Origin of the sequence: Nocardia sp. NPDC051787 (assembly GCF_040681325.1) — a bacterium.
Lineage (GTDB): Bacteria > Actinomycetota > Actinomycetes > Mycobacteriales > Mycobacteriaceae > Nocardia.
The window spans coordinates 113,513-139,936 of sequence record NZ_JBFAYO010000003.1; the positions used below are offsets into that span (position 1 = coordinate 113,513).

Consider the following 26,424-nt stretch of genomic DNA (forward strand, 5'->3'; position numbering starts at 1 on the left):
TCGTGCGAAGGTGTATCCCATCGCATGAGTGGGTACCCGCGGGTTGACGGAAGGAAAGGGCTCTCACGCATGCACCGACTTCGTCACGGCGATTCCGGTCCAGCCGTAGCAGAGGTTCGGGGCACCCTGGCAAGTCTCGGGTTCCTACATGCGCACGTCGGTACCGATCACGCGGACGCACGCGAGTACTGGAAAGACACCGACGTCTCCTTCGACCATCACCTCGACTCCGCGGTCCGGGCGTTCCAGCAGCACCGCGGGTTACTCGTCGATGGCGTGGTGGGACCGGCGACCTATCGGGCGTTGAAGGAGGCGTCGTACCGGCTCGGCGCGCGCACGTTGATCTATCAGCTCTCCGCACCGCTGTACGGCGACGACGTGGCCACCCTCCAGCGCAGGCTGCAGGACCTCGGTTTCTACGTGCACCGCGTCGACGGCTATTTCGGGCCGCACACCCATGACGCGCTGACGGCCTTCCAGCGTGAGATCGGGTTGTCGGCGGACGGCATCTGCGGTCCCGACACGCTTCGCTCGCTGGACCTGCTCGGCGCCAGGGTGACCGGAGGCAATCCGCATCGCATCGCCGAGGAAGAAGTGGTGCACCGGGCGGGCCCACAGCTGACCGGCAAACGCATCGTCATCGACCCGGGTCTCGGCGGTCCGGACAAGGGCTGCGCGGTGCCCACCGAGTACGGCGACGTCTACGAGTCGGAGATTCTCTGGGACTTGGCGAGTCGCCTAGAGGGCCGGATGGCCGCCACCGGCATGGAGACCTTCCTGTCGCGTCCGTGGGGGGCCAACCCGACCGACGCCCAGCGCGCCGATACCTCGAACGCCTTCGACGCCGATCTGATGATCTCATTGCGCTGCGCCACCAACCCGAGTCCGCTCGCGAACGGCGTCGCGGGATTCTACTTTGGCAACTCGCACGGCTCGGTGTCGATGATCGGCCAGGTGCTGGCCGGTTTCATCCAGCGGGAAGTCGTCGCGCGAACCTCATTGCAGGACTGCCGAACCCATGCGCGAACCTGGGATCTCTTGCGTCTCACCAAGATGCCGACCGTGCAGGTCGACATCGGCTATGTGACAAACGAATACGACGCCTCAGTGCTCACCAATCCGCGCATGCGGGATGTGATCGCCGAAGCGATCCTGATCTCGGTGAAGCGGCTGTACCTGCTCGGCCAGGACGATCAGCCCACCGGCACGTACACTTTCGCGGAATTGCTGGCCGAAGAGCTGGCTGCGGCGGACCGGATGTAGGTCTCTTCGCCCTGAAACGGGAAGCGCCCCTGTCCTTTCGGACGGATTCCAGGGATCGTCGCAACACCGCTGCTAGTTGGTAGTGGACAAGAGCATAGCCAGACGCTCGGCTGGGGTATCCCAGCCGAGCGTTTTGCGTGGACGTTGGTTGAGTTCCGCTGCGACGGCGTCGAGATGTTTGCGGCTGTGGACCGACCGATCAGTGCCTTTGGGGAAATACTGGCGCAGGGGGGGGGAGTGGAGTGGTCCCCTGAAGTTGGACACCGTAAGTAAGCGTCCATCTTCAGGAGGCCATTCGTATTCTCGTTGGAGCCGCGCTGCCAGGGCGAGTGCGGATCGCAGAAGTAGACGGAGATGTCGGTGGCCAGGGTGAACTGGTGGTGCAACGCCATTTCTCCGCCTTGGTCCCAGATCAGTGAGCGTTTGAGCTGGTCGGGCATCTGCGGCATGGTGTCGATGAGGGCATCGCGGACGGTGGCCGCGCCCCGGTCGGCGGGCAGATGCACGAGCATCACGAAGCGAGTCTCAGATGATCCTGCACGAGACGGTGCAGTCGCGGATTGCCAGCGATTTGCGGGGGGTTTCGGGCGCGGTCGGCAGGCATCGGCGCGGGCCGCAGCGGCATGCGGGCGGTAACCGCCGTACCGGGGATGACGGTTGCGACGGACCTCGCGGCTGCTCGTGGATGCCGCACGACCCAGCTCACGAGCGATAACCCGGATTTCGGCCTTGTCACGTAACCGATCGGCGATGTAGATGCGCTCGTCTTCGGTCAGGTAGCGGCAAGCTGGTCAGAAGGTGCCGGTGCCTCCCGCCTGACGGGAGGCACCGGCTTTCTGTTGTTGGGTGGCGAGTGCCAGCCATTGCGCCATCGCTTGCCGGTCCGGTAGTTGATCCCGACGATCCGGCACGCTTCCCGGCTGCTGTATCCCTGCCGCACGAGCTCGAAGTATGCGGCTCGATCGCGGCTTAACTTCTTGGGCCCCTGCGGTATTCGGACCTTCTGAACCTCGAACTCCATCGCATCCCCTGGACGGGGTGTTGCGACGACTTCTAGAACCGAAGTCGAATCGACAAGGGGCGCGTCGATATTCCGGCTCAGCGCGCCCCGATGCGGGTTGGTACGGTCATCGAAGCCGCCGCAAGCAGCTGGTCCAGCGCCCGTTCGACGTCTTCCTTCCAGCCGTGATCGGAGTCCAGCTCCAACCGCAACCGGGGGAACCGATGGTGCGGCGCTACGACCTCGAAACCGACGTCCTCTAGAAAGTCGGCTTCGATCATGCAGGTCTCCGGCGAGCATTCGGTGGCCGCACCGGCCGCGCTCGCACCATTGATCGGTGTGATGATCCGTTCCATCAGCGTCATCGAGCCGAAGCGCTCCGACAGTGCCTGCGTGGACGGATCGGTGCGAATGCCGAACGCCTCCAGCGCGCGCACGCCGCGGCGCACCAGATCCGCCACCACCGCCTGGATCAATTGATGGGCAATGTCGGCGTCCTGATAGGGAAATTCGGCCCGCAGCGTGGTCAGCAGGACCGCGTCCGGGCTTACCGGAGAAGTGGGGAAGAGGCTGGCCCGCGGCACCGCACTCGGCGGGGCGTACAGGGCGCAGCCGGCGACGTTGCCGTCGACGTTCGCTACCTGTCCGCACGAACCCCACTCGAGCATGACCGTGGACAGCCACGCTTCCTTCTCGAAGACCGGATCGCTGAAATTGCGAGAGTCCTCGGCCACTGCGGGATCGATCTCCCAGAAAACGCAGCGCCGCGCATGCGCGGGAAGCTTTTCCAGTCCGCCGAGGGTAAGTGCTGTGACGCTGGTCGACACCGCTCTGCTCAGCCTCCAGCTGTCCGATTCATCCACGCTCACGCCTCCGCCTCGCTAGCGCTCGCCTCCGGCGTGCGCGTTGCGCGCTGTGACATGGCTCGCTCGCTGCACTCGCTCACGCCTGCGCCTCGCTGACGCTCGGCTCCGGCATGAGCGAGTGCTCGGCTGTATCCATTGCTCGCTCGCTGCGCTCGCTCATGCCGCATCAATATTTGCTCGCCAGCAAGAATAAGCGATCAAAGGGAACCCGCCTCATTCCATGTCGCTGTGCTGTTGGTCAGAAGAACTTGTGCTGCTCTGCCCCTGGAGCAACACACGCTCCGAGGCCGCGCGGAGCCATGCCGTCACAGTGACGTTTCGGCCCGAGACCCGCACCTATGGAAATCACAAGTTAAATTTCGTCACTTCTGTCACTGAGAAGAGATCGCCTTGTCATCAGGTGTGTTCTGCTCCATCAGGGCGACGATCCGCTCGAGGTCTTCGACCGACCCGAACTCGACGACGATCTTGCCTTTGCGCTTGCCCAAACTCACGGTGACCCGGGTGTCGAACGAGCCGGACAGCCGATCGGCCACGTCCTGCAGACCCGGCATGTGGATCGGCTTCCGCCGGGCAACAGGGGAGGGCGCCGCGGCGCCCGGATCTCGGTTCGCCAGCGTGACGGCTTCCTCGGTAGCCCGGACCGAGAGTCCCTCGGCGACGATACGGGCGGCGAGCACCTCTTGGGCGTCCGCACCCGCTTCGAGACCGAGCAGTGCTCGCGCGTGCCCGGCGGACAGTACGCCCGCCGCGACCCGGCGCTGCACCGGGATCGGCAACTTCAGTAGACGGATCATATTCGTCACGACGGGGCGGGAGCGACCGATTCGGGCGGCCAATTCCTCATGGGTGACGTCGAATTCCTCCAGCAGCTGCTGATAGGCCGCCGCCTCTTCGAGCGGATTCAGCTGTACCCGGTGGATGTTCTCCAGGAGGGCGTCACGCAGCATCGCCTCGTCCGCGGTCTCGCGGACGATTGCGGGGATCGCGGGCAGTCCGGCCTCCTGGCATGCCCGCCAGCGCCGCTCGCCCATGACGAGCTGATAGCGGTCGACGCCTGGTTCCAGCCGGCGCACCACGATCGGTTGCATCAGTCCGAACTCGCGGATCGAATGCACCAGCTCGGCCAGCGCCTCTTCTTCGAAGGCGGTGCGGGGCTGCTTCGGGTTGGGCTCGATCTGATCCGGCGGGATCTCACGGTAGATCGCGCCACCGACCTCGAGCTCGGCATTGTCGTCGGCGGGGTCGGGCACCCGGTGCAGGTAGGTCGCGGTGGGCTGCGGCCCGATCGGATCGAGACCGATGACGCTCGCAGCGGAGCCGCTATGCCCCGGCGTCGCCGCCGGTGCCGTCGGGATCAGCGCGGCAAGGCCGCGCCCGAGTCCACCCTTCTTCGCCTGACTCATCGGTCTACTGATCCCTTCCTCGTTCCGCTACCAACCGGACTTCGCCGAGCATCGACTCGGCCGGCCGAGTCACTCAGCCGACTTCGTCGCGGCAGCGCGCGGCACCATCGCGCGGGCTGCCATCTCGCGTCCGGCATCCAGGTAGCTCATCGCACCCCGGGAGCCTGGATCATAATCGAGCACCGTCATGCCATAGCCCGGTGCCTCCGACACCTTCACGCTGCGCGGAATCACCGAGCGCAGTACGACATCGCCGAAGTGTCCACGGACTTCCTCCGCGACCTGGTCGGCCAGCTTCGTGCGGCCGTCGTACATCGTGAGGATCACGGTCGAGACATGGAGTTCCGGATTCAGATGCGCCTGCACCAACCCGATATTGCGGAGCAGCTGCCCGACACCTTCCAGCGCGTAGTACTCGCACTGGATGGGGATCAGCACCTCCTTCGCAGCGACCATCGCGTTGACCGTCAGGAGCCCCAGCGAGGGCGGGCAGTCGATCATCACGTAATCGATGTCGTATCCGGCGATATTCGCCTCCTGGATGGCGGCTTTCAGTCGACCTTCCCTGGCCACCATCGAGACGAGTTCGATCTCAGCACCGGCCAGGTCTATGGTCGCCGGGATGCAGAGCAGACGCTCACTGTGCGGGCTCGTTTGGATAGCATCCTTGACCGACACCTCACCGATGAGCAACTCGTAGCTGGACGGGACGCCCGAATGATGCTCGATCCCCAGGGCGGTACTGGCATTGCCCTGCGGATCCAGATCGATCACGAGAACGGTCATCCCCTGATGCGCCAGGGCGGCCGCCAAATTCACTGCGGTAGTCGTCTTCCCGACGCCACCTTTCTGATTGGCGATCGTGATGATGCGTTGCTCATGCGGTTTCGGCACAGTCGCCTTTCCTGGATGGAGGACCTGACTTGCGCGTTGGGCTTCGGCGGCTATCGGGGTCTCGCTCGGCGAGATGTGCCCGAACGGTGTGCTTCCGAATGCCTCCGCGTCGAAATTGCTGGAGTCCAGCATCCCCGGCACGCGCGACGTCGTTTCCCGTGAAACATTCGCCGGACCGCTCGACATAGACAGCTCCTAACCCGAGAAACTTCAGAACACGTGCGCGCGACGGGGACAGGTCGACGTCGTGTTGCAACAGCCTTTTGTCGGATCGAACACGATGCACAACCGGTTCGCGGCGCCCGATCGACCGAGCGGAGCTCTTGCCGCTGTGACAACCAGATCCTCCGTGGCACCTACGCTCACGCCCGACGCACACTAGCTTGCCAGCACTCAGCGCGATAAGAAAGCTGAATCGCGGCGAGGCGCAAAGCGACACGCAAATCCGCACGGTTTCCCGCCGCCACGCCCGCTGTTTCACATGAAACATCGCCCTGCGAATCGTGTTCGGGGTAGCTAGCGAGTGCTGCGATCGTCAAGAGCCCGCGTTAGTTCAGCGCGCGTGACCAATGCCAGCCCAGATCGGCCGGTCCGGGGGTGGTGGGTTCCGCTCCGAAGTCATGTTTCACGTGAACCATGCGGAGCCTGCGCCAAACGAATACGTGGTCGCGGGAGTTGGCGCGGCAACTGTGTCCGCTCGATTCAACTGCGCCACGTTAGGCGGGCGGATTCGAGCTCATCGACGAAGCGCCGATCCGATCGAACTGAACTCACGGTCAGACGGTGACACGTGGTCGCGGTGAATGCGCCCAACCAGCACGCCAACTCCTACCCGCACCAATCGCCAAGGCAGCAGCCAAATCCCCGGACATGGGATCCAAGAAGCGGGATCGCCCTTGCGGACTGGATCAGCTCCGTCGAGCTCCCCTGCGGCCAATGGCAAATGGGCCAGCCCTCGACCGCCCCGGGCTGCGTGTCGCCGCATGGTGATGGGTGATCGGCACCCGGTCGGACCCAACTCGACTTCGCCAGCTGTCTGAACTCTGGATATCGCCCCCTGTCTCGAGATTGGTCGTCGCCATCACCGCCGCGAATCCGCTTCGATTCACGTGAAACATCGCCAGGGCACTCTTGGCACATGCCGGGACGACTCTTGAACTTCATGAACCGCCGCCACAGTGTGGAGAACGAGATCACGAAATGCGGGCTCGAGTGAGACTGATCAACTGGGCGGCGGACTCTGGTACGAGCTCCGCCCACTCACCGAGAACAGCGGCTGATCGACATCAATCAGCTCAGTTCCGTCAGAGTGACGAAACAACCCCGCCCCCAAGGATTCAAATGCTCAAACCCGCGATCGAGCGCGCTGGATCGCGGGGCTTTTGGTCCCTTACTCGGCTTTCCGCGCCGCACGCTTGGTTCGGCCGCGCTCCATCGCCCCGCTGCTAGCCTCCTTAGCACCCGCCCGTTCGGTCCGACGCCGGGACGTCCGCTCGGCACGGGGGAGTCGTTCAGCACTGATCACCATCGTCGGCGTGGACACCAATCCGACACCGCACGCCAGCACGACAGCATTACCGGCGCCGGCCCGCACCAAGGCGTCGCCGTCGCGTTCGAGTTCCTCCGCCGCGCTAGCTCCCTTCAGCGCGAGCATGTGCCCGTGGTCACGGAGGAGGGGAAGCGACCACTGGGCCAACTTGCCGAGCGGAGCCACCGCGCGGGACGTGACGACGTCCGCGCCGCCGGCTTCCTTCATCACGCCCGACTGTTCCGCACGGCCGCGGACCACGGTCACGTCCAATCCCACCGATTCGATGAACTCGCTCAGGAAGATGGTGCGCCGCAGCAGCGGTTCGACCAACGTGATCCGGAGGTCCGGCCGCGCGATCGCAAGCGGAATCCCGGGCAGTCCGGCACCGCTGCCGATATCGACCACGGACGCGCCCTCCGCGATCAACTCGCCGAGAACGGCACAGTTCAGGATGTGGCGATCCCAGAGCCGGGGCACCTCGCGCGGACCGATCAGCCCGCGTTCCACGCCCGCGGTCGCGAGCGCCGCGCAGTATCGCTGCGCGAAATCCAGTCGGTCGCCGAAGACGGTCGCCGCCGACGCAGGTGGTTCCAGCTCCTCCGCGGGCACCGCGGTGGTTCCACCGAGATCTCGTTCCACGTGAAACATCCTTCCGAACTCGAGTCGATCAACGAGCGAGCAGCCGGGCGCCGGACACAAATAAGGCCCCCGGTCCGAAGACCAGAGGCCCTATCCAACCACTACCCATCCAGCCGCGGAACACGCGGCCGTCTCGCCTTCTGCGCCTTATGCGGCTGCCGCAGCCTTGGCTCGGCACTCAGGCGGGAACGACCACCACATGGCGGTTCGGTTCGACACCTTCGCTTTCGCTGCTGACACCCTCGACCGCGGCCACGGCGTCATGCACGATCTTGCGCTCGAACGGGGTCATGGGTGCCAGCGATTCCGGCGCACCCGACTCCAGCACCCGCTGCGCGGCAGCCGTACCGAGTTCGCTCAGCTCCGACCTCCGCTTGGCCCGCCACCCTGCCACGTCCAGCATCAGCCGGCTCCGCACACCGGTTGCCTGCTGAACAGCCAGGCGAGTCAATTCCTGCAAGGCGTCGAGCACTTCACCGTTGCGTCCAACGAGCTTCGTCAGGTCGCGGCCGCCATCGATGCTCACGACGGCGCGGTCGCCTTCCACGTCGAGATCGATGTCACCGTCGAAGTCGAGGACGTCGAGCAACTGCTCGAGATAGTCGCCGGCGATCTCGCCTTCCTCGATGAGAGCTTCCTCGGCATCGTTCTCGACGTCGCCGGCATCGGACCCGGCGTTCACCATCGTCGTCGCCACTGTGGCGTCCCCTCCGTCGGTCTCAACAGTCATTTGATTTCCTTCATCTGCTCATCGCGCGCGCCGGGCAATCGCCGCCGGGCGGTATTCGCGATCAAGGGGTTGCTCAGCGATAGAGATGGGCCAATCGGCCCATCGATTGCGGGGTCAGCGCCTACGCTTCTGGTTCGCCCTGCCCCGGTTCGTCGACCGCTTCTGGCCGCCCGCCCGGCGTTGGCTCGCAGCCTGCTTCGCCGGTTTGGCGGTGCCGTTCGTCGACGGGGCCGCACCGGCCTCGTCCGTCCCGGCGTCGGCCTCAGCGGATGGCACCGGCTTCTTCTTCACGTTGACCGGTTTGGCGCCCGGCTTCGGCGCGTTCTGCGCGCGCTGTTCCAGCTTGGCCTGCTTCTTGGCTTCCTCTTCCTTCGCCATCCGGCCGAAGACGAGGTGCTGCTGCCCGTAGGTCCAAATGTTGTTGGAAACCCAGTACAGCAGGATGGCGATCGGCAGGAACGGACCACCGACGAGCACGCCGAGCGGGAACACCCACAGCGCGAGCTTGTTCATCATCGCCGCTTGGGGGTTGGCCGCGGCTTCCGGCGTCTGTCGCGCGACCGAGGCGCGCGCGTTGAAGTGAGTCGCGAGACCGGCGATGACCATCAAGGGGATCGCGACGAGCGCGATGCTCAAGCGGCTCGGCACGCCGCCGTAGTCGGCGAACGCCTGCAACTCACTGACGGGCGTGGTGATGAACGCCGAGATCGGCGCACCAAAGATGCGAGCGCTCAGGAACGACTGGACGTCGGCGGCGCTGAAGACGTAGTTCGCGGTGTTCGCGTTCTGCTCGGGCGTCAGGCCGAGCTGGCCGAAGCCGTGCCCGGTCCGGTTGAACGACCGCAGCACGTGGAACAACCCGAGGAAGACCGGCACCTGAGCGAGGACCGGCAGGCAGCCCATCAGCGGGTTGAAGCCGTTGTCCTTCTGCAGCTTCTGCATCTCGAGCGCCATCTTCTGGCGGTCGTTCTTGTACTTCTTCTGCAGCTCCTTGATCTGGGGCTGCAGCTCCTGCATCTGCTTGGTGGTGCGCACCTGCTTGACGAACGGCTTGTAGAGCACCAGGCGCAAGGTGAACACCAGGAACACCACGGCCAGTGCCCAGGTGAGACCGTTGTCCGCGCCGAACGCGAACCCAAAGACCCGATGCCAGAACCAGAGGATCCAGGACACCGGGTAATAGATGAAGTCGAGCACGGTTCTATGCACTCCCGTCGTTCGTGTCGCCGATCACCGCGTGCGGTGATCCTTTACAAGCGTTCGGCTGCGACCGCGGCTCGGCAGGCAGGCTCGGTTCCTGCGACGCCGCGTCGGCAGCTGCCTCGTCCACGGTCTCGGCGCGAAGGGTGCTCCGCTTCCGCTCCGGGACGGGGTCCCACCCACCAGGGTGCCAGGGTGCGCATTTGGCCAAGCGCACGACCGTCAGTACGAGCCCGATGAACAGGCCACGGGTGCGCAGCGCGGTAACCGCGTACTCGCTACATGTCGGGGTGAATCGGCACACCGGCATGCGGGTGGGGGAGACATAGGTCCGATACAGCTCGATCAGAAAGATCAGCGCTTTCGCGGGCAGTTTGGTGATCGTCGCGGGCATGCTCATGTCGAACCGCCCTTCCGCGCTCCTGCCGCGGCGTCGGCGCCCAGCTTGCGCAGGGCACCGCGCAGCTGGCGGAGCAGGTCTTCCGAGGACGCTGTGGCGGCACCCGGAAGTGCCCGGATCACAACGTCGGTTCCCGGTGGCACCTCGACGAGCACCCGGGCGCACATATGACGCAGGCGGCGAGCCACGCGATGTCGAATCACCGCGTTGCCCACCGCCTTGCTGACAATCAACCCGAAGCGCGGTCCACCCACGCGAACCAGCTTGTCGTCCGGGATCTGATCGTGTCGTTCATTCACGCCCACGACTCCGTCATACTCGCCTAGGAGCGCGTGCACGACCAGATCACGCCTCCCGATTCGCTGGCCGCGGCGCACCGTCCGGGAGAAGTCGGCACGATGATGCAACCGATACGGCTCAGGCAACACCCGAGCGTCCGAGAGCGAGGGTCAGGCAGTAAGGGAAGCGCGGCCCTTGCGGCGACGCGCCGAGACGATGGCGCGACCCGCACGGGTGCGCATCCGGAGACGGAAGCCGTGCACCCGCGCCCGACGACGGTTGTTCGGCTGGAACGTCCGCTTGCCCTTGGCCACGGTCAACACTCCTCGAGTAGGCGGGCGCCAGGTAGCGCCCGAAGCTTGTCGGTGATACGTGTAGTGCGCGAATGAATCGCAGGTCTGGTCATCATCGGCGCGCGTCGGTCCTGGCGCACAGTCGGTCGATCACGACCTAAACGCGGTCAGCACAAGACCGCCACCGCACCAAGGGGTGACTGTACGAGGGTACTGATCGGTCCCGGACGGGTCAAACTCGCCCCACCCCTGTGGGCCGGAGCCCGCGACCAGGCAGAACCGGTCGCGACTAGTCAGACGCCCTGGCAATGACCGTGACCTCGTCCACACCCCTAGCCACCGCGCACCTCGGCCACTAGGGTACGTAGCCAGGCGATTGCTGTAGAACCGCAGGTCGCGGCGCCGCCATTTCCGCGCGTGCGCGCGTTCCTCAGTTCCCCAGGGTTCTCCACATCTGTGGATAATTGTGTGGAAAGACCCCTGGAGTGGCATATTCGTAGGGCCGACGGTGCCACGCCGCTGCCCGGATGGGGGACCCGGACAGCGTCCGAACCGGTTACGGACGTACGCAGGATCACGGGACCGACCCCAGCACGGTCGCACCTCAGCCCTCCCCGCGTGCCCCGGCCGTCTGCTCCTATCGACCTACTTCCGGGGAGGAAACTGCATGGACGACGAGCAGAACGTGTTGGCCACGGTGTGGCCCGAGGTTGTTACCGAGCTCACCACTGGCTCACCGGACGGCGCCATCCCTCCGGTAACCCGAGCGCAGCAGGCCTGGCTGAAGCTGGTCAAGCCACTGACGGTTGCACAGGGGTTCGCCCTGCTCTCGGTGCCCTCGTCGCTGGCCCAGGAGGCCATCGAACGCGATCTGCGCGAACCGATCCTCCGCTCGCTCGCCCGTCGACTCGGTCCCCAAGTGGAAGGACTCGGCGTCCGCATCGCCGCACCGACCAGCCCGACGGTCGACCGGCAGAGCAACCAACCCCGGCATGCCAGGATGACGAGCAGGCCCGAACGAACCCGGGACGTCGGGCGTGGTCCAGCGACATATCCGGGTTCCGACTTCCCGGGCCGCGACGCATACCCGGCGCCCCGCTACGCACAACCCGCCGACTACACGCCTGCGTCGCCTTACGACGATGGCTCCGACTTCTCCCGACCCGAATACGGCCAGGACTTCGTGCCCGGGGAGGAGTACCGCCAGCCGGAGTACGTTCACCCGGACTACCCTGCGCGCGGCGAGTACTCGACCATGGCCGAACTGCCCGGGGTCTCCGCGCCGGACCCCGCGACGCGACGCGAAACCGGACTTCCACCGCGCCGCGACTCGGCCATCCCGCCGGGCCAGGAGTCGCTGTTCAACCCCGAACCGGGACCGGGCCCGCTACGCGGCCCGATCCGTGCCCCGGTGCGCGAAGCCGCCGAGACCGATACGGGACTGGCACACGATCCGGTGCGCGAGCCGGTCGGTGACAGCCCGCGCGGTGACCATGACGACGAGCCCGTGGTGAATGTCCGCAACTCCTGGCCGACCTACTTCACCAAGTCGCAGGAGTCGTCCGCGCCGTCGACCTCCTCGGCCAGCCTGAACGCGAAGTACACGTTCGAAACCTTCGTCATCGGCGCGTCCAACCGTTTCGCGCACGCTGCGGCCGTGGCCATCGCCGAAGCCCCCGCGCGCGCGTACAACCCGCTATTCGTCTGGGGCGCTTCGGGATTGGGCAAGACGCACCTGCTGCACGCGGCGGGCCACTACGCGCAGCGTCTCTTTCCCGGCATGCGGGTCAAGTACGTCTCGACCGAGGAATTCACCAACGACTTCATCAACAGCCTGCGCGACGACCGGAAGGTCGCGTTCAAGCGTCGCTACCGCGAGACCGACATCCTGCTGGTCGACGACATCCAGTTCATCGAGGGCAAGGAAGGTATCCAGGAGGAGTTCTTCCACACCTTCAACACCCTGCACAACGCGAACAAGCAGATCGTCGTCTCCTCGGATCGTCCACCGAAGCAACTGGCCACCCTGGAGGAGCGGCTGCGGACACGGTTCGAGTGGGGATTGATTACCGACGTGCAACCGCCGGAACTGGAGACGCGGATCGCGATCCTGCGCAAGAAGGCGCGGATGGACCGGCTCGATGTGCCGCACGACGTGCTGGAGCTGATCGCCAGCCGGGTCGAGCGCAACATCCGTGAGCTGGAAGGGGCGCTCATCCGGGTGACCGCGTTCGCCTCGTTGAACGGTCAGCCGCTGGATTTGCCACTGGCCGAGGTGGTGCTGCGCGATCTCATGCCGGATACCGCGGCGCTGGAGATCAACGCGGCGACCATCATGGCCGTCACCGCGGAGTACTTCAACACCACCCTGGAAGAACTCACCGGCCCTGGCAAGGCTCGGCCGCTGGCCCAGGCCAGGCAGATCGCCATGTACCTGTGCCGCGAGCTGACCGATCTGTCGCTGCCGAAGATCGGTCAGGCGTTCGGTCGCGACCACACCACGGTGATGTATGCGGAGAAGAAGGTGCGCAAGGAGATGACCGAGCGGCGCCGCGTCTACGACCAGGTCCAAGAACTCACAGCCCGGATCAAACAGCGCTCGCGCTGAGATCTATACACAGCTGAGCACCGCCCCTGACCTGGGGCGGTGCTTTTTTGTGGGTTGTGGATTCCTCGAGGAATCCTTGTGGAGTCCTCGAGGAATCCCCTGGTTTGTCCACCGATTCACACACAGGTGAGGGGGAGCGTCCCCAGTTGTCCGCTCACAGGCCGAATTCAACAGTTTCCCCAGGGGTGCTTGCACACAGCCCCTGACCAGCACGGTGTCCGGATCAAGCCTTGTGGAATCCTCGAGGAGTCCGTGTGGAGTCCTCGAGGATTCCTCGAGCTGTCCACGATTTCGTGCACAGGTGTGAACAACCGGGTAAATCCGGTGGAACAACTCGAGGAGCGCTCGAGGATGAATGGGGACAACTGGTGAACCTCCACAGACGCCTGGTGTTCATCCTCGAGACACCCCGCGGTCATCCCCACGGCACCACGCCCGCTGACCAGTGGATTCGGCCGCAGTCCACAGAATCCACAGCCCCTACTACTACTTCGGTTCTTCTCATTAGAGATCTCTCTTCAAAACAGGGTGTGTGGAAAGTCGGTCGAGCGGCGAGGTTTCGGTGCCACACCGTTTCCCGCACGGAGAACAGAGCCGGCCGAGGTCCATGCGCACGGTCGGCACCGCGTCACGATCCCGGCGAATGAACGACCGACGAACCCGGCCGCACGCGCGACGCGCGCGCCTGCTCGACCCACTCGGCAGCCCACACGGCACCCACTGCGCGTACCGCCGGAGGGTCGGGCTAGGTGCTCGTCTTCCACGCGGGTACGGTTTGATGTCGGTCGCCTGTGCCAGACTGCGAAGACGGCCGATTCGGCAGGACCCTTTCGAGCACCGACACTGACGAGCCGACAACAGATCACGGAACCGGGAGAGGACAGATCGGGCGATGGAGCTTGCAAGCATGAAGTTTCGGGTCGCCCGCGAGGATTTCGCCGACTCCGTCGCCTGGGTGGCGCGCAGTCTTCCGTCCCGGCCCCCCGTTCCGGTGCTCGGTGGTGTGCTGCTGGTCGCCGACGAGGACGGGCTGACCGTCTCCGGCTTCGACTACGAAGTGTCCGCGCAGGTGCGCGTCGCGGCGGAGGTCGCGGGTCCGGGCCAGGTGCTCGTCTCCGGCCGGCTGCTGGCCGACATCACCAAGGCGTTGTCCAACAAGCCGGTCGATGTCTCGGTGGACGGCACCCGGGTGCTGATCACCTGTGGCAGCGCGAAGTTCTCCCTGCCCACCATGCCCGTGGAGGACTATCCCCAGCTGCCCGAAGTACCGCAACAGAGCGGTGAATTGAGTGTCGAGGTCTTCGCCGAGGCCGTCGGACAGGTCGCCGTCGCCGCCGGGCGCGACGACACCCTGCCCATGCTCACCGGAATCCGGGTGGAGATCGAAGGCTCGCAGGTCGTCCTCGCGGCGACCGACCGGTTCCGCCTGGCCGTCCGGCACATCGAATGGCAGCCCGCGCGCCCCGACATCGAGACGTCGGTGCTCATCCCGGCCAGGACGCTCTCGGAGGCCGCCAAGACGCTCGGGCCGTCCGACGCCCCGGTCCAGTTGTCGCTGGGCTCCGGTGCGGGATCGGACGGCCTGCTCGGCATCGTCAACGCCGGCCGCCGCACCACCACACGCCTGCTCGACGCGGAATTCCCCAAGTTCCGCCAATTGCTCCCCAAGGAACACACCTCGATCGCCACTTTGGCGGTCGCCGCGCTGACCGATGCCATCAAGCGCGTCGCACTGGTCGCCGAGCGTGGTGCCCAGGTGCGGTTGGAGTTCACCTCTGACGGTCTGCTGCTGTCGGCGGGCGGCGACGACGCCGGACGCGCCGAGGAATGGTTGGAGGCGGACTTCCGCGGCGAGGCGCTTACCATCGCGTTCAACCCCGGCTACCTCATCGACGGCTTGTCCGCGCTGCATGCCGACCGGGTCACCTTCGGCTTCACCACGCCGAGCAGGCCCGCCGTGCTGCTGCCCGCTTCCGAGGAAGAGCCCGAGGTGCTCGACTCCGGAACGTTCGCGGCGCTGTCCAGCCCGTACATCTACTTGCTCATGCCGGTCCGGCTCCCGGGCTGATGGCCGGTGCATGATCGGGTACCGTGCGGATCCGCGCCGCGTGATCCGGTGCAGCTGAGCGGCCATATCGCTGGACAACCACCAGCGACGTCGGATAACTCGGTCGCGCCGCGGGCGTCCGCGCACTCTATCCACAGGTGTTCCACAGGGCTGTGGCCTGGGACATGGGGATCGGCGGCTGTGTCCATGCCGGACCGACCGGCAGGAATGACTGCTTCTGCCCAGGCAGGAGCGCGATAGCGGATGTTCATCCGGGCCCTGTCACTGCGTGACTTCCGCTCCTGGGAACACGTGGATCTCGAATTATCCCCAGGCCGGACGGTTTTCTTGGGATCGAACGGCAACGGCAAAACCAACCTGCTCGAGGCAATCGGCTACCTGGCAACGCTCGGATCGCACCGCGTCGCCACGGAGGCGCCATTGATCCGGACCGGCACCGAGCGTGCCCGGATCGGTGCCACCGTAGTCAACGCGGGCCGCGAATTGCGCATCGATGTCGAGCTGAACCAGGGCAGCGCCAACCGTGCGCAGATCAACCGTTCACCGGTCCGACGGACCCGGGAAATCCTCGGCATCCTGCAGACGGTGCTGTTCGCGCCGGAGGATCTCACACTGGTGCGTGGCGATCCCGGCGAGCGTCGCCGCTTCATGGACGAGTTGTGCACAGCGCGCCTGCCCAGACTGGCCGCGGTGCGCAGCGATTACGACCGGGTACTGCGCCAGCGGTCGGCGTTACTGAAAACCGCTGGGCGCCAGGCCAGGTCGAAGGCGGACTTGAGCACCCTGGACGTATGGGACGGGCACTTGGCCGCGCACGCCTCGGTACTGCTCGCCCAACGGCTGTGCCTGGTGCACGACTTGGCTCCGTACGTCGCGCAGTCCTACTCCTCGATCGCTCCAGAGTCGCGGCCTGCCTCGATCGCCTATCGCAGCGCGGCGCTGCCGCCGGAATTCCTGGATCCGGCGAGATCACCGAGCCCGGAGGACACCGAGGCGCTCGAGGCGATCGTGCTGCGTGAGCTCGCCGCGGCGCGTCCGAAGGAACTCGAGCGCGGTGTGTGCTTGGTCGGCCCGCATCGCGACGAGCTGGAGCTGATGCTCGGGGTCTCGCCCGCGAAGGGGTTCGCCAGCCATGGCGAGTCGTGGTCGTTCGCGCTGGCCTTGCGGTTGGGGGCATTCGATCTATTGCGGGCCACCGGCGCCGAACCGATGTTGCTGCTCGATGACGTCTTCGCCGAACTCGACCGCCGCCGCCGCGCCGCGCTCGCCGCCGTCGCCGCGGGGGCGGAGCAGGTGCTGATCACGGCAGCCGTACCGGAGGACGTACCCGCCGAACTCGCCGCTGTGCCGCTGCGTGTCGAGACCACGGGGAGCCCCGATGGGCGCATCTCGCGCCTCGTCGCCGAAGAGACGGCCTGCGGCGGCAGCCTGGGTTCCGGCGGCGAGCGGTGAACGACGTGGAGCCGGATGCCGTGCCGGGCGTGCAGACGCGATCCGCGCCTGCACGTCTATGGGTGCGATCCACTACAGTGACCAGTCGTCGGGCGTGCCGCGCGTTTTCGTCAACAGCTGCGGCCGACTCCCCACCACCTGTGGAAAACTCGGCCGGTCGACGTCGCCCAACCTGGCGAAACTCGATTCAGCAACAGTTTGGCAATCAAGTGACCTCGTTCGGAAATCCTCTGAAATGGGCGACGAACAGGTCAATTGACCGGCCATCTGCTTGTCGCCTCGCGAGTTTGCGCGTAGCTGGCAACATCCGGCAAAGCCTGGGGACAACGTGATCGAAACTGGGGACAACCGAATGCGCGCGATGGGAGAGGGCCGATGAGCGATCAGCCCACAGGGCCCGGATCTGCCGAATCCGCAGGCCGCGAACCCGAGCTACGCGGAATCGACCTGGCCCGGCGCGCGCTGGAGGAGGCCCGCGCCGCGGCGCGGGCGAGCGGTAAGTCTGTCGGCCAGGGGCGTTCCTCGCCGCAGCGCAGGCTGCGGACCGGCGCCCGCAGCCGCACCGGATGGTCCGGCGCCCGCCCGGACGATCGCGATCCCCAACTGCTGTTCAAGCTGGCCGGCTCGATCGCCAAGAACCGTGGTTGGTCGAGCAAAGTGGCCGAGGGCATGGTGTTCGGCCGGTGGGCAAGCGTCGTCGGCGAGGACATCGCCGCGCACGCCACCCCGGTCACGCTGAAGGACGGCGTGCTGAGTATCGCGGCAGAGTCGACCGCGTGGGCCACGCAATTGCGGATGCTGCAGAGCCAGATTCTGGCGAAGATCAACGCCGCTGTCGGCCAGGGCGTGGTGACGTCTGTGAAGATCTCCGGTCCTGCCGCACCGAGTTGGCGTAAGGGTGAACGTCATATCAGGGGTCGAGGACCCCGCGATACGTACGGATAGTTGGGCAGTATCTGATACCCGGTGTTACGGTTACATCGACAGGCGTTTCACGTGGAACGCCTCGGCCCGATGTCGTGCCCGGAACCTGTCGCGTCGGATCGAACTCGCCCGGGCGGAAGGTCTTACGATGACGATCACCACCTCCGTTGGTCCGTTTCCCGCGGCCGCAACCCGCACCGTCCGCCGCGGCGACGTCGAACTCGCGGTGTATGAATGCGGTAATCCCGCAGGGATACCGGTCCTGCTGATCCACGGCTGGCCCGACACCCACCTGCTGTGGAGCCGGGTGGCCGCGTTGCTCGCGGGCCGTCATCGGGTGATCGCCTTCGACAACCGCGGTGCGGGCACTAGCTCGGTGCCCACGGATGTAGCGTCCTACCGGATCGAAGAACTCGCGGCCGATGTCCGTGCGGTGATCGACGCGGTTGCGCCCGGGGAACGGGTCCACGTCCTCGGCCACGATTGGGGGTCGGTGGTCGGGTGGGAGTTGGTCGCCGCTCCGGACGCCGCGTCGGTGATCGCGTCGTTCACTTCGGTGTCCGGCCCGAACCTGGATTTCCTCGGCGTCTATCTGCGCGGCTCCGTTACCCCGGCACGGCTACGCGGCTCGCTCGCCCAAGCCATCGCCTCGGCCTACACCGTCGCCTTCCAGATCCCCGGACTGCCGAATCCGGTGCTACGGGTGTTGTCCAAGCATTGGCCGCGCTTCCTCGGCGTCTTCGATGGCCTGGATCCTGCGCTAGTGGAGACGGCGCCGACGCTGCGAACCGATATGATCAACAACCTGAAGCTCTACCGCGCGAACATCCGCACGCACTTGCGCCACCCGCGGCCCCGCCCGATCGAGGTGCCGGTGCAGCTGATCGTCGCAACCGGCGACCGGGCGGTGCGGCCGGTGGTCAATGCTGAGGCCGGTCGGTGGGTATCGAACCTGACCCGCGCCGAGATACCGGCTCGGCATTGGTCGCCGATCTCACATCCGGCGGAGCTGGCACGCCACACGGCCGCCTTCGTGGATCGGATCGACACCGCTCGCTGATCGTGGCGCGGCCAGAAGTCCGCAGCGGCCAACGCATCTCTCAGCCCACGCCTGCTGGATGAAAACCGGCGGAAGGCGGACCCGACTCGGCGGAATCCGTTTTCTCGCATTCACGGAGCCGTCAGGGGTGTCGGAGGTGCGTTGTAAGTTGGGTGTACCAGTAGGATGGTGACGTAACTAGCGGCGACACCTTCGGCGCGTTTCGCACAGTCCGCGCGTGGACCCTAATTTTCGAGCAGACACCACCAGGGCCCCACGTGTGCTGTCGATCGCTGTATGCCGGGATCAGCAAGTAAGGAGAGCTACCGACCAGTGGCTGCCAAAGACTCCACCGCATCGGGTTCGACCAAGGCAACCGGGAAGCAGGACTATGGTGCCTCCTCCATCACGGTTCTCGAGGGGCTCGAGGCGGTTCGCAAGCGTCCGGGCATGTACATCGGCTCCACCGGTGAACGCGGTCTGCACCACCTGATCTGGGAGGTCGTCGACAACTCCGTCGACGAGGCGATGGCCGGGTACGCGACGAAGGTCGAGGTCACCCTGCTGGCCGACGGCGGCGTCGAAGTGGTCGACGACGGCCGCGGCATCCCGGTCGCGATGCACGCCCAAGGCGTGCCCACCATCGAGGTCGTCATGACCCAGCTGCACGCGGGCGGCAAGTTCGACTCGGATTCCTACGCGGTGTCCGGTGGTCTGCACGGCGTCGGTATCTCCGTGGTCAATGCGCTGTCGACCCGTCTGGAGGCGGAGATCGACCGCGACGGCTACCACTGGAGCCAGACCTACAAGGACGCCACCCCTGGCAAGCTGGTGCAGGGCGAGCCGACCAAGAAGACCGGCACCGTCATCCGTTTCTGGGCGGACCCGGAGGTCTTCGAGACCACCACCTACAACTTCGAAACGGTGGCTCGCCGGCTGCAGGAGATGGCGTTCCTGAACAAGGGGCTGACCATCAAGCTCACCGACGAGCGCGTCAGCGACTCCGAGGTCATCGACGAGGTGGTCAGCGAGACCGCCGATGCGCCCAAGCACGCCGACGAGAACGGCGCCGCGGCCGAGCACAAGGTCAAGACCAGGACCTACCACTACCCCGGCGGGTTGGAGGATTTCGTCCGCCACATCAACCGGACCAAGCAGCCGATCCACAATTCGGTCGTCGGGTTCACCGGCAAGGGCACCGGCCATGAGCTCGAGGTCGCGATGCAGTGGAACTCGGGTTATTCGGAGTCGGTGCACACCTTCGCCAACACCATCAACACCCATGAGGGCGGCACGCATGAGGAGGGCTTCCGCGCGGCGTTGACCACAGTGGTCAACAAGTACGCGAAGGACAAGAAGCTCCTCAAGGAGAAGGACGGCAACCTCACCGGTGACGACATCCGGGAAGGCCTGGCCGCCATCGTGAGCGTCAAGGTCGGCGAGCCGCAGTTCGAGGGCCAGACCAAGACCAAGCTCGGCAACACCGAGGTGAAGTCGTTCGTGCAGCGCACCTGCAACGAGCACCTCACCCACTGGTTCGAAGCCAACCCGGCCGACGCGAAGACCATTGTGAACAAGGCGGTCTCCTCGGCGCAGGCCCGCGTCGCCGCACGCAAGGCGCGTGAGCTGGTGCGCCGCAAGTCGGCCACCGACCTGGGTGGGCTGCCCGGCAAGCTGGCCGACTGCCGGTCCAAGGACCCGCACAAGTCCGAGATCTACATCGTCGAGGGTGACTCCGCCGGCGGCTCGGCGAAGTCCGGTCGCGACTCGATGTACCAGGCGATCCTGCCGATCCGAGGCAAGATCATCAACGTCGAGAAGGCGCGCATCGACAAGGTCCTCAAGAACAACGAGGTCCAGTCGATCATTACCGCGTTCGGCACCGGCATCCACGACGAGTTCGACATCAGCAAGCTGCGGTATCACAAGATCGTGCTGATGGCCGACGCCGACGTCGACGGCCAGCACATCTCGACGCTGCTGCTCACGCTGCTGTTCCGGTTCATGCGTCCGCTGGTCGAGCACGGCCATGTGTATCTGGCGCAGCCGCCGCTGTACAAGCTCAAGTGGCAGCGCACCGAGCCGGAGTTCGCCTACTCCGACCGCGAGCGCGACGGTCTGCTGGAGGCCGGCCTCGCCGCGGGCAAGAAGATCAACAAGGACGACGGCGTGCAGCGCTACAAGGGTCTCGGCGAGATGAACCCCAAGGAGCTGTGGGAGACCACCATGGATCCGTCGGTGCGGCTGTTGCGTCAAGTGACGTTGGACGACGCGGCCGCGGCGGACGAGCTGTTCAGCGTGCTGATGGGCGAAGACGTCGAGGCGCGGCGCAGCTTCATCACGCGCAACGCCAAGGACGTCCGCTTCCTCGATCTGTGAGTCAGCACGCGCGTCGTGACGCGCGCCCCCACGATTCCGCACGAGACCATCGCGCAGCGCTCATGACGCCGACGGGGTGCGGGAGCATCCGCAAGACACAGGAGACCTCATGACCGACACCACCCTGCCCCCGACCGGCGGCGAACGCATCGAGCCGGTCGACATCCAGCAGGAGATGCAGAACAGCTACATCGATTACGCGATGAGCGTGATCGTCGGCCGCGCGCTGCCCGACGTGCGCGACGGCCTGAAGCCGGTGCACCGCCGCATCCTCTACGCGATGTACGACAACGGGTATCGGCCCGACCGCGGTTATGTGAAGTCCGCGCGTCCGGTCGCCGAGACCATGGGTAACTACCACCCGCACGGCGACGTCCCGATCTACGACACCCTGGTACGGATGGCGCAGCCGTGGTCGCTGCGCTATCCGCTGGTCGATCCGCAGGGCAACTTCGGTTCGCGCGGCAACGACGGCCCGGCTGCCATGCGGTACACCGAGTGCCGGCTCACGCCCATCGCGATGGAGATGCTGCGCGAGATCGACCACGAGACGGTCGATTTCGTGCCGAACTACGACGGCCGCTCGCAGGAGCCGGTGGTTCTGCCCTCCCGGGTGCCGAACCTGCTGATCAACGGCTCGGGCGGCATCGCGGTCGGTATGGCGACCAACATCCCGCCGCACAACCTCAGGGAAGTCGCCGAGGCGATCTACTGGGCGTTGGAGAATCACGACGCCGACGAGGAAACCACCCTCGCCGCGTGCATGGAGCGGGTCAAGGGCCCGGATTTCCCGACCGACGGCCTGATCGTTGGCAGCCAGGGCATCCACGACGCCTACTCCACCGGGCGCGGCTCGATCCGCATGCGCGGTGTGGTCGAGATCGAGGAAGACAACAAGGGCCGCACCACGATCGTCATCACAGAGCTGCCCTACCAGGTCAACCCGGACAACCTGATCTCCTCGATCGCCGAACAGGTGCGCGATGGCAAGATCGCGGGCATCTCCGACATCCACGACGAGTCCTCCGACCGCGCTGGCCTGCGCATCGTGGTCACCGTCAAGCGCGATGCCGTGGCCAAGGTGGTGCTGAACAACCTCTATAAGCACACCCAGCTGCAGACCAGCTTCGGTGCGAACATGCTGTCCATCGTCGACGGGGTGCCGCGCACCCTGCGGCTGGACCAGATGATCCGCCACTACGTTAACCACCAGCTCGACGTGATCGTGCGGCGCACCCGCTACCTGCTGCGTAAGGCCGAGGAACGCGCCCACATCCTGCGCGGTCTGGTCAAGGCGCTGGACGCGCTGGACGAAGTCATCGCGCTGATCCGGCGCTCGGCCGACACCGAGACCGCGCGCACCGGCCTCATGCGGCTGCTGGACATCGACGAGATCCAGGCGACCGCGATCCTCGACATGCAGCTGCGGCGCCTCTCGGCGTTGGAGCGGCAGAAGATTGTCGACGAGCTGGCCAAGATCGAGCTCGAGATCGCTGATCTCAAGGACATCCTGGAGAAGCCGCAGCGCCAGCGCGCGATCGTCCGCGACGAGCTGCAGGAGATCGTCGACAAGTACGGCGACGATCGGCGCACCAAGATCATCGCCGCCGACGGCGACGTGGCCGACGAGGATCTCATCGCCCGCGAGGACGTGGTCGTCACGATCACCGAGACCGGCTACGCCAAGCGCACCAAGACCGATCTCTATCGCAGCCAGAAGCGCGGCGGCAAGGGTGTGCAGGGCGCCGGCCTCAAGCAGGACGACATCGTCAAGCACTTCTTCATCACCTCGACGCACGACTGGTTGCTGTTCTTCACGAACAAGGGCCGCGTCTACCGCGCCAAGGCATACGAGCTGCCCGAGGCCAACCGCACCGCACGTGGGCAGCACGTGGCGAACCTGCTGGCTTTCCAGCCGGACGAGAAGATCGCCCAGATCATCCAGATCAAGTCCTACAACGATGCCCCGTACCTGGTGCTGGCCACCAAGAACGGCCTGGTGAAGAAGTCGAAGCTGACGGACTTCGACTCCAACCGCAGCGGCGGCATCGTCGCGGTCAATCTGCGCGACGAGGACGAACTGGTCGGCGCCGTGCTCTGCTCGGCCGACGACGACTTGCTCCTGGTATCCGCGCTCGGCCAGTCCATTCGCTTCTCGGCCACCGACGAGGCGCTGCGTCCGATGGGCCGCGCCACCTCGGGCGTGCAGGGCATGCGGTTCAACGACAGTGACGAACTGTTGTCCCTCAATGTGGTTCGCGATGGCACATATCTGCTGGTCGCGACGTCCGGCGGCTACGCCAAGCGGACCGCGATCGAGGAGTACACCCCGCAGGGCCGCGGCGGTAAAGGCGTATTGACCATCCAGTTCGACGCGAAACGTGGCACCCTGGTCGGGGCGCTCATCGTCGACGACGAGGATGAGTTGTACGCGATCACCTCCGGGGGCGGCGTCATCCGGACGGCGGCGAAGCAGGTTCGTAAGGCTGGACGGCAGACCAAGGGCGTGCGATTGATGAACCTCGCAGAGGGCGATACTTTGCTTGCGATCGCGCGCAATGCCGACGAGCCTGATCCCGATCAGGTCGCCGGTGGTGGCGACGCAGGTTCTTCTGAGAAGTAATCCAATAGCGGCGGCAACGAACGGATCTAAGGATTCCCATTGACCACTCCGAATCAGCCGAATGACGAGCGGCACCAGACGAACGGTGTGACCGAGCGGATCGCACCGTCACCGATCCCGCCGCGGCCGATCCCACGGCCGGTCGCCTCGGCCGAGAACGGTCAGCCCGGTGGCGGCCAGCAAGGAGGCGGCCAGCCGGGCGGCCATCCCGGTGGTGGACAACCGGGTGGTCACCAGAGCCAGCCGGGGCCTCAGCCCGGTGGGCAGCCGGTCGGCCAGCCCGGCGTCAACCAGCCGAAAGCGCAGCCGCAAGAGGTCCGCGACAAGCAGGGTGATTTCCCGGCACCGCAGGGGTCGCCGGACAAGGCGCCCAGCGGCGACGGCCAGGACCACTTCGATCAGAAGACGGCGCGGATCAACACCAAGGCCGAGCAGTCCGCGCCCGAGGGCGGGGAAAAGCAGGCCGGGGGTGCCCCCGGCAACGGCGGACCGCAGTCGCCGTATCAGGACGGGTGGTCGCAGCTTCCGCAGCGGGAGCCGCAGTCCAACCTGTACCGCCCTGGTCAGGCGCCGGTCACCGGCCGCCCGAACTCCGGCGGGCCGGGCGGGCTCGGCAACAGCATGTCCAACGCGCGCACCACCGCCGACCTGGCGGCCAAGGCGGCACGCAAGGAGGCGGCGATGGTGAAGTCCGTCGGCATCGACGGACCCACCCGCAGCATCGCGCGGCCGGAGCTGATCAAGGACATGCCCGACCTGTCCGAGATCCGCCACCCGCTGCCGCCGACCGAAGCCACTGGTCCGCAGTCCTCGCCGGTCTCGCCCGCGGTTCCGGTCGCGGTCGCCGCGGTCGCTTCCGGTCAGCCACTGCGGGCCACGGTGCAGATCCGTCGCATCGATCCCTGGTCGACGCTGAAGATCTCGCTGGTGATCAGCGTGGCGATGTTCTTCGTCTGGATGCTGGCGGTCGGCCTGCTGTACATCGTGCTCGAGGGCATGGGCGTGTGGGAACGACTGAACAACACGTTTACCGACATGGTGTCCCAGGACAGCGGCTCGGTGGGGTTGATCGACGCGGGCACCGTCTTCGGGTACGCGGGCGTGATCGGCTTGATCAACGTCGTCCTGTTCACCGCACTCGGCACCGTCGGCACGTTCATCTACAACCAGTGCTGCGACCTCGTGGGCGGTATCCAGGTAACCCTGGCCGACCCCGACTAGTCCGGTTCTTCCGAACGGCCGGTACCCGCCCTTGCACGGCTGGTACCGGCCGTTTGCGTTTCGGCAGCGCTCCAGGGCAGGGGTTCGCTGGCCGGGCCTGCAATCCCGGTGCTGGAAAGATAGGCGATCGGGTGCCGACCACCGGGAGTTCTCGGCAACCGCGCCCGTACCAAGCCTCGAAGTCCCCAGAAGGTTGACCGGGGAGCGCCCGTCGATCGCACGCCAGGTCAGGGCCTACTCCACCACAAGCTGTCTACCAGCCGTTTTGGTCCATAGAGGTCGTGTCGGGTAATCTTTGCTCTCGGCTCGGCGATCCGAGTCGAACAACACGGGCCTATAGCTCAGGCGGTTAGAGCGCTTCGCTGATAACGAAGAGGTCGGAGGTTCAAGTCCTCCTAGGCCCACCCACGATCCCGCGGGTCAAAATCTCGTCCACGGCTCTATCGCCGGGCACGCCAGTTCCAGTACTGCGACGAGGGTGCCCGGCAGTCCTCGAAACACCCTTGATGACTACGAATCCGCCGAGCTGGGCTGTGCTGATCGACCCGATCTCTGACGGTGGCGGCCGAGAGCCAGGTTTCGCGATGCCGCCGATGCGGGGCTACTGCCCGCGAGGGTGCGCGCACACAGAGGCCGAGCGGCCTGGTCGACCGCTCGGCCGTGTTGACTACCTCGATTCGGTGCCTCCGGAGATCTATCAGATCGGGAAGAAGAAGAAGCCGATCGTGGCACCGATGGCAGCGCCGATCGCGCAACCGATCACGGCGCCCACCAGGAAGAACCAGATTCCGATGAGAACGCCGATCGCGCAGCCGATCGCTGCGCCCACGAAGAGCCCGATAAACAGGGCGTCCTGCAGCAAGCTCTCCACCTCGGGTGGCGTTTGGACGGCAGCGGGTGACGGGGCGCCACTCGCCGGTGTCATCGTCAGCGTCCTACCCGTGCTGTCGAGCGACGGCGTGAGGGCGAAGGCTTGGCCGGTCTCCATGCGCAGTGTCGTCGGGATCGAGCCGACGAGTGCACCGTTATCCGCGATCACATTGATCGCTTCGGGAACCGGGACGAACGTCCCGGACGCCAGGTTGATCGTGGCGCTCGAGTGATCAGCCGCCAGCGTCGCTGTGTAGGCGATGGGGCCGTCCGCCAAATTGAATGTGAGATCCTGCCCCGCTACTCGAGCCTGACCTTGGGCCGTAACGGTCGCGATCCCCGTGGATGCGATGGCTATGAGTGCGGCCACCACCAACTTTCTGAGTATCATTGGACTTCCAATCATCCTGCCGATTTATGGTTGTCCGTTCCCCGACAAACGGCATCATGGATATCATCGCTCTCAGGATCTTCTAAGTCTATGGGTGTTTCGCGTTCCCATTTTCGATTCAAACGGTCGGTTTTCACTCGGGCGCTTGGATTACCGATATTCATAGATATTCCATACGAACTCACCTGGCGATCGGATTTCGAGCGCGCGTCCGTCAAGTTATTCCTGCCATGCCGCATTCGCGGCGGCGGAGTCGGCGGATGCGGGACCGTTGGTCCCTGGAAGGGGCGTTCGCCAGGGCTCGGCTGGTGGTTCCTCCGCAGGACGGGGACCGCTGAGGCGATCGGG

General features: G+C 65.7%; 20 protein-coding genes, 1 tRNA gene and 2 pseudogenes. 10 read left to right on the plus strand and 13 right to left on the minus strand.

Features of this window, described 5'->3' with window-relative positions; genetic code table 11:
• The first annotated feature begins 69 nt into the window (after positions 1–69).
• Positions 70–1,263 carry an N-acetylmuramoyl-L-alanine amidase gene (locus AB0M45_RS04315; protein ID WP_364322750.1) on the plus strand — a complete coding sequence of 398 codons (1,194 nt, stop codon included), beginning with the start codon at positions 70–72 and terminating at the stop codon, positions 1,261–1,263.
• 72 nt (positions 1,264–1,335) lie between these two features.
• On the opposite strand, the pseudogene AB0M45_RS04320 reads toward AB0M45_RS04315, so the two are convergent.
• From AB0M45_RS04320 to rpmH, 12 genes and pseudogenes are all read right to left on the minus strand, one after another.
• A pseudogene (locus tag AB0M45_RS04320) lies at positions 1,336–1,745 on the minus strand (hypothetical protein); the annotation flags it as partial.
• Between the two features lie 234 nt (positions 1,746–1,979).
• Positions 1,980–2,039: pseudogene (locus tag AB0M45_RS04325) on the minus strand (hypothetical protein); the annotation flags it as partial.
• Positions 2,036–2,284: a helix-turn-helix domain-containing protein gene (locus AB0M45_RS04330; RefSeq protein WP_364322751.1), complete on the minus strand. Its 249-nt coding sequence runs from the start codon at positions 2,282–2,284 to the stop codon at positions 2,036–2,038. The gene AB0M45_RS04330 and the pseudogene AB0M45_RS04325, both read right to left, overlap by 4 nt.
• Positions 2,285–2,361: 77 nt before the next feature.
• Positions 2,362–3,090 carry a GNAT family N-acetyltransferase gene (locus AB0M45_RS04335; RefSeq protein ID WP_364323073.1) on the minus strand — a complete coding sequence of 243 codons (729 nt, stop codon included), beginning with the start codon at positions 3,088–3,090 and terminating at the stop codon, positions 2,362–2,364.
• Positions 3,091–3,500: 410 nt separating this feature from the next.
• Positions 3,501–4,535 (minus strand): ParB/RepB/Spo0J family partition protein, encoded by a 1,035-nt coding sequence (locus tag AB0M45_RS04340; RefSeq protein WP_364322753.1) that lies wholly within the window; start codon positions 4,533–4,535, stop codon positions 3,501–3,503.
• Between the two features lie 69 nt (positions 4,536–4,604).
• Positions 4,605–5,615 (minus strand): ParA family protein, encoded by a 1,011-nt coding sequence (locus tag AB0M45_RS04345; RefSeq protein ID WP_364322754.1) that lies wholly within the window; start codon positions 5,613–5,615, stop codon positions 4,605–4,607.
• 1,204 nt (positions 5,616–6,819) lie between these two features.
• Positions 6,820–7,608: a 16S rRNA (guanine(527)-N(7))-methyltransferase RsmG gene (rsmG, locus tag AB0M45_RS04350; protein WP_364322756.1), complete on the minus strand. Its 789-nt coding sequence runs from the start codon at positions 7,606–7,608 to the stop codon at positions 6,820–6,822.
• A 169-nt stretch (positions 7,609–7,777) separates the two neighbouring features.
• Positions 7,778–8,284 carry a protein jag gene (locus AB0M45_RS04355; protein ID WP_364323075.1) on the minus strand — a complete coding sequence of 169 codons (507 nt, stop codon included), beginning with the start codon at positions 8,282–8,284 and terminating at the stop codon, positions 7,778–7,780.
• Positions 8,285–8,443: 159 nt separating this feature from the next.
• Positions 8,444–9,526, minus strand: coding sequence for a membrane protein insertase YidC (yidC, locus tag AB0M45_RS04360; protein ID WP_364322757.1), 1,083 nt, complete (start codon positions 9,524–9,526; stop codon positions 8,444–8,446).
• A 4-nt stretch (positions 9,527–9,530) separates the two neighbouring features.
• Entirely contained in the window at positions 9,531–9,929 is a 399-nt protein-coding gene (yidD, locus tag AB0M45_RS04365) for a membrane protein insertion efficiency factor YidD (protein ID WP_364322758.1), read from the minus strand.
• Entirely contained in the window at positions 9,926–10,357 is a 432-nt protein-coding gene (gene rnpA, locus AB0M45_RS04370; RefSeq protein ID WP_364322760.1) for a ribonuclease P protein component, read from the minus strand. The genes yidD and rnpA overlap by 4 nt, the downstream gene beginning before the upstream one ends.
• Positions 10,358–10,378: 21 nt before the next feature.
• The gene (gene rpmH / locus AB0M45_RS04375; protein WP_006550910.1) at positions 10,379–10,522 is read right to left on the minus strand and encodes a 50S ribosomal protein L34; all 144 of its coding nucleotides are present in this window, start codon (positions 10,520–10,522) and stop codon (positions 10,379–10,381) included.
• Positions 10,523–11,168: 646 nt separating this feature from the next.
• Between rpmH and dnaA the strand changes: the two genes are divergently transcribed.
• From dnaA to AB0M45_RS04420, 9 genes are all read left to right on the plus strand, one after another.
• Positions 11,169–13,109, plus strand: a complete 1,941-nt coding sequence (gene dnaA / locus AB0M45_RS04380) for a chromosomal replication initiator protein DnaA (RefSeq protein WP_364322761.1) — start codon at positions 11,169–11,171, stop codon at positions 13,107–13,109.
• Between the two features lie 892 nt (positions 13,110–14,001).
• Positions 14,002–15,177 carry a DNA polymerase III subunit beta gene (gene dnaN, locus AB0M45_RS04385; protein ID WP_364322762.1) on the plus strand — a complete coding sequence of 392 codons (1,176 nt, stop codon included), beginning with the start codon at positions 14,002–14,004 and terminating at the stop codon, positions 15,175–15,177.
• A gap of 243 nt (positions 15,178–15,420) precedes the next feature.
• Positions 15,421–16,629: a DNA replication/repair protein RecF gene (recF, locus tag AB0M45_RS04390; protein WP_364322764.1), complete on the plus strand. Its 1,209-nt coding sequence runs from the start codon at positions 15,421–15,423 to the stop codon at positions 16,627–16,629.
• 375 nt (positions 16,630–17,004) lie between these two features.
• On the plus strand, positions 17,005–17,574 hold the full coding sequence (locus tag AB0M45_RS04395) for a DUF721 family protein (protein ID WP_364322765.1): 570 nt from the start codon (positions 17,005–17,007) through the stop codon (positions 17,572–17,574).
• Between the two features lie 127 nt (positions 17,575–17,701).
• The gene (locus AB0M45_RS04400; protein ID WP_364322767.1) at positions 17,702–18,613 is read left to right on the plus strand and encodes an alpha/beta fold hydrolase; all 912 of its coding nucleotides are present in this window, start codon (positions 17,702–17,704) and stop codon (positions 18,611–18,613) included.
• A 312-nt stretch (positions 18,614–18,925) separates the two neighbouring features.
• Positions 18,926–20,971 carry a DNA topoisomerase (ATP-hydrolyzing) subunit B gene (gene gyrB, locus AB0M45_RS04405; RefSeq protein ID WP_364322768.1) on the plus strand — a complete coding sequence of 682 codons (2,046 nt, stop codon included), beginning with the start codon at positions 18,926–18,928 and terminating at the stop codon, positions 20,969–20,971.
• Between the two features lie 109 nt (positions 20,972–21,080).
• Positions 21,081–23,594 (plus strand): DNA gyrase subunit A, encoded by a 2,514-nt coding sequence (gene gyrA, locus AB0M45_RS04410; protein WP_364322770.1) that lies wholly within the window; start codon positions 21,081–21,083, stop codon positions 23,592–23,594.
• Between the two features lie 39 nt (positions 23,595–23,633).
• Positions 23,634–24,815: a DUF3566 domain-containing protein gene (locus AB0M45_RS04415; RefSeq protein ID WP_364322772.1), complete on the plus strand. Its 1,182-nt coding sequence runs from the start codon at positions 23,634–23,636 to the stop codon at positions 24,813–24,815.
• A gap of 330 nt (positions 24,816–25,145) precedes the next feature.
• Positions 25,146–25,219: transfer RNA gene (locus AB0M45_RS04420), tRNA-Ile, on the plus strand.
• A gap of 293 nt (positions 25,220–25,512) precedes the next feature.
• On the opposite strand, the gene AB0M45_RS04425 is transcribed toward AB0M45_RS04420, so the two are convergent.
• Entirely contained in the window at positions 25,513–26,058 is a 546-nt protein-coding gene (locus tag AB0M45_RS04425; RefSeq protein ID WP_364323077.1) for a hypothetical protein, read from the minus strand.
• Positions 26,059–26,424 lie beyond the last annotated feature (366 nt).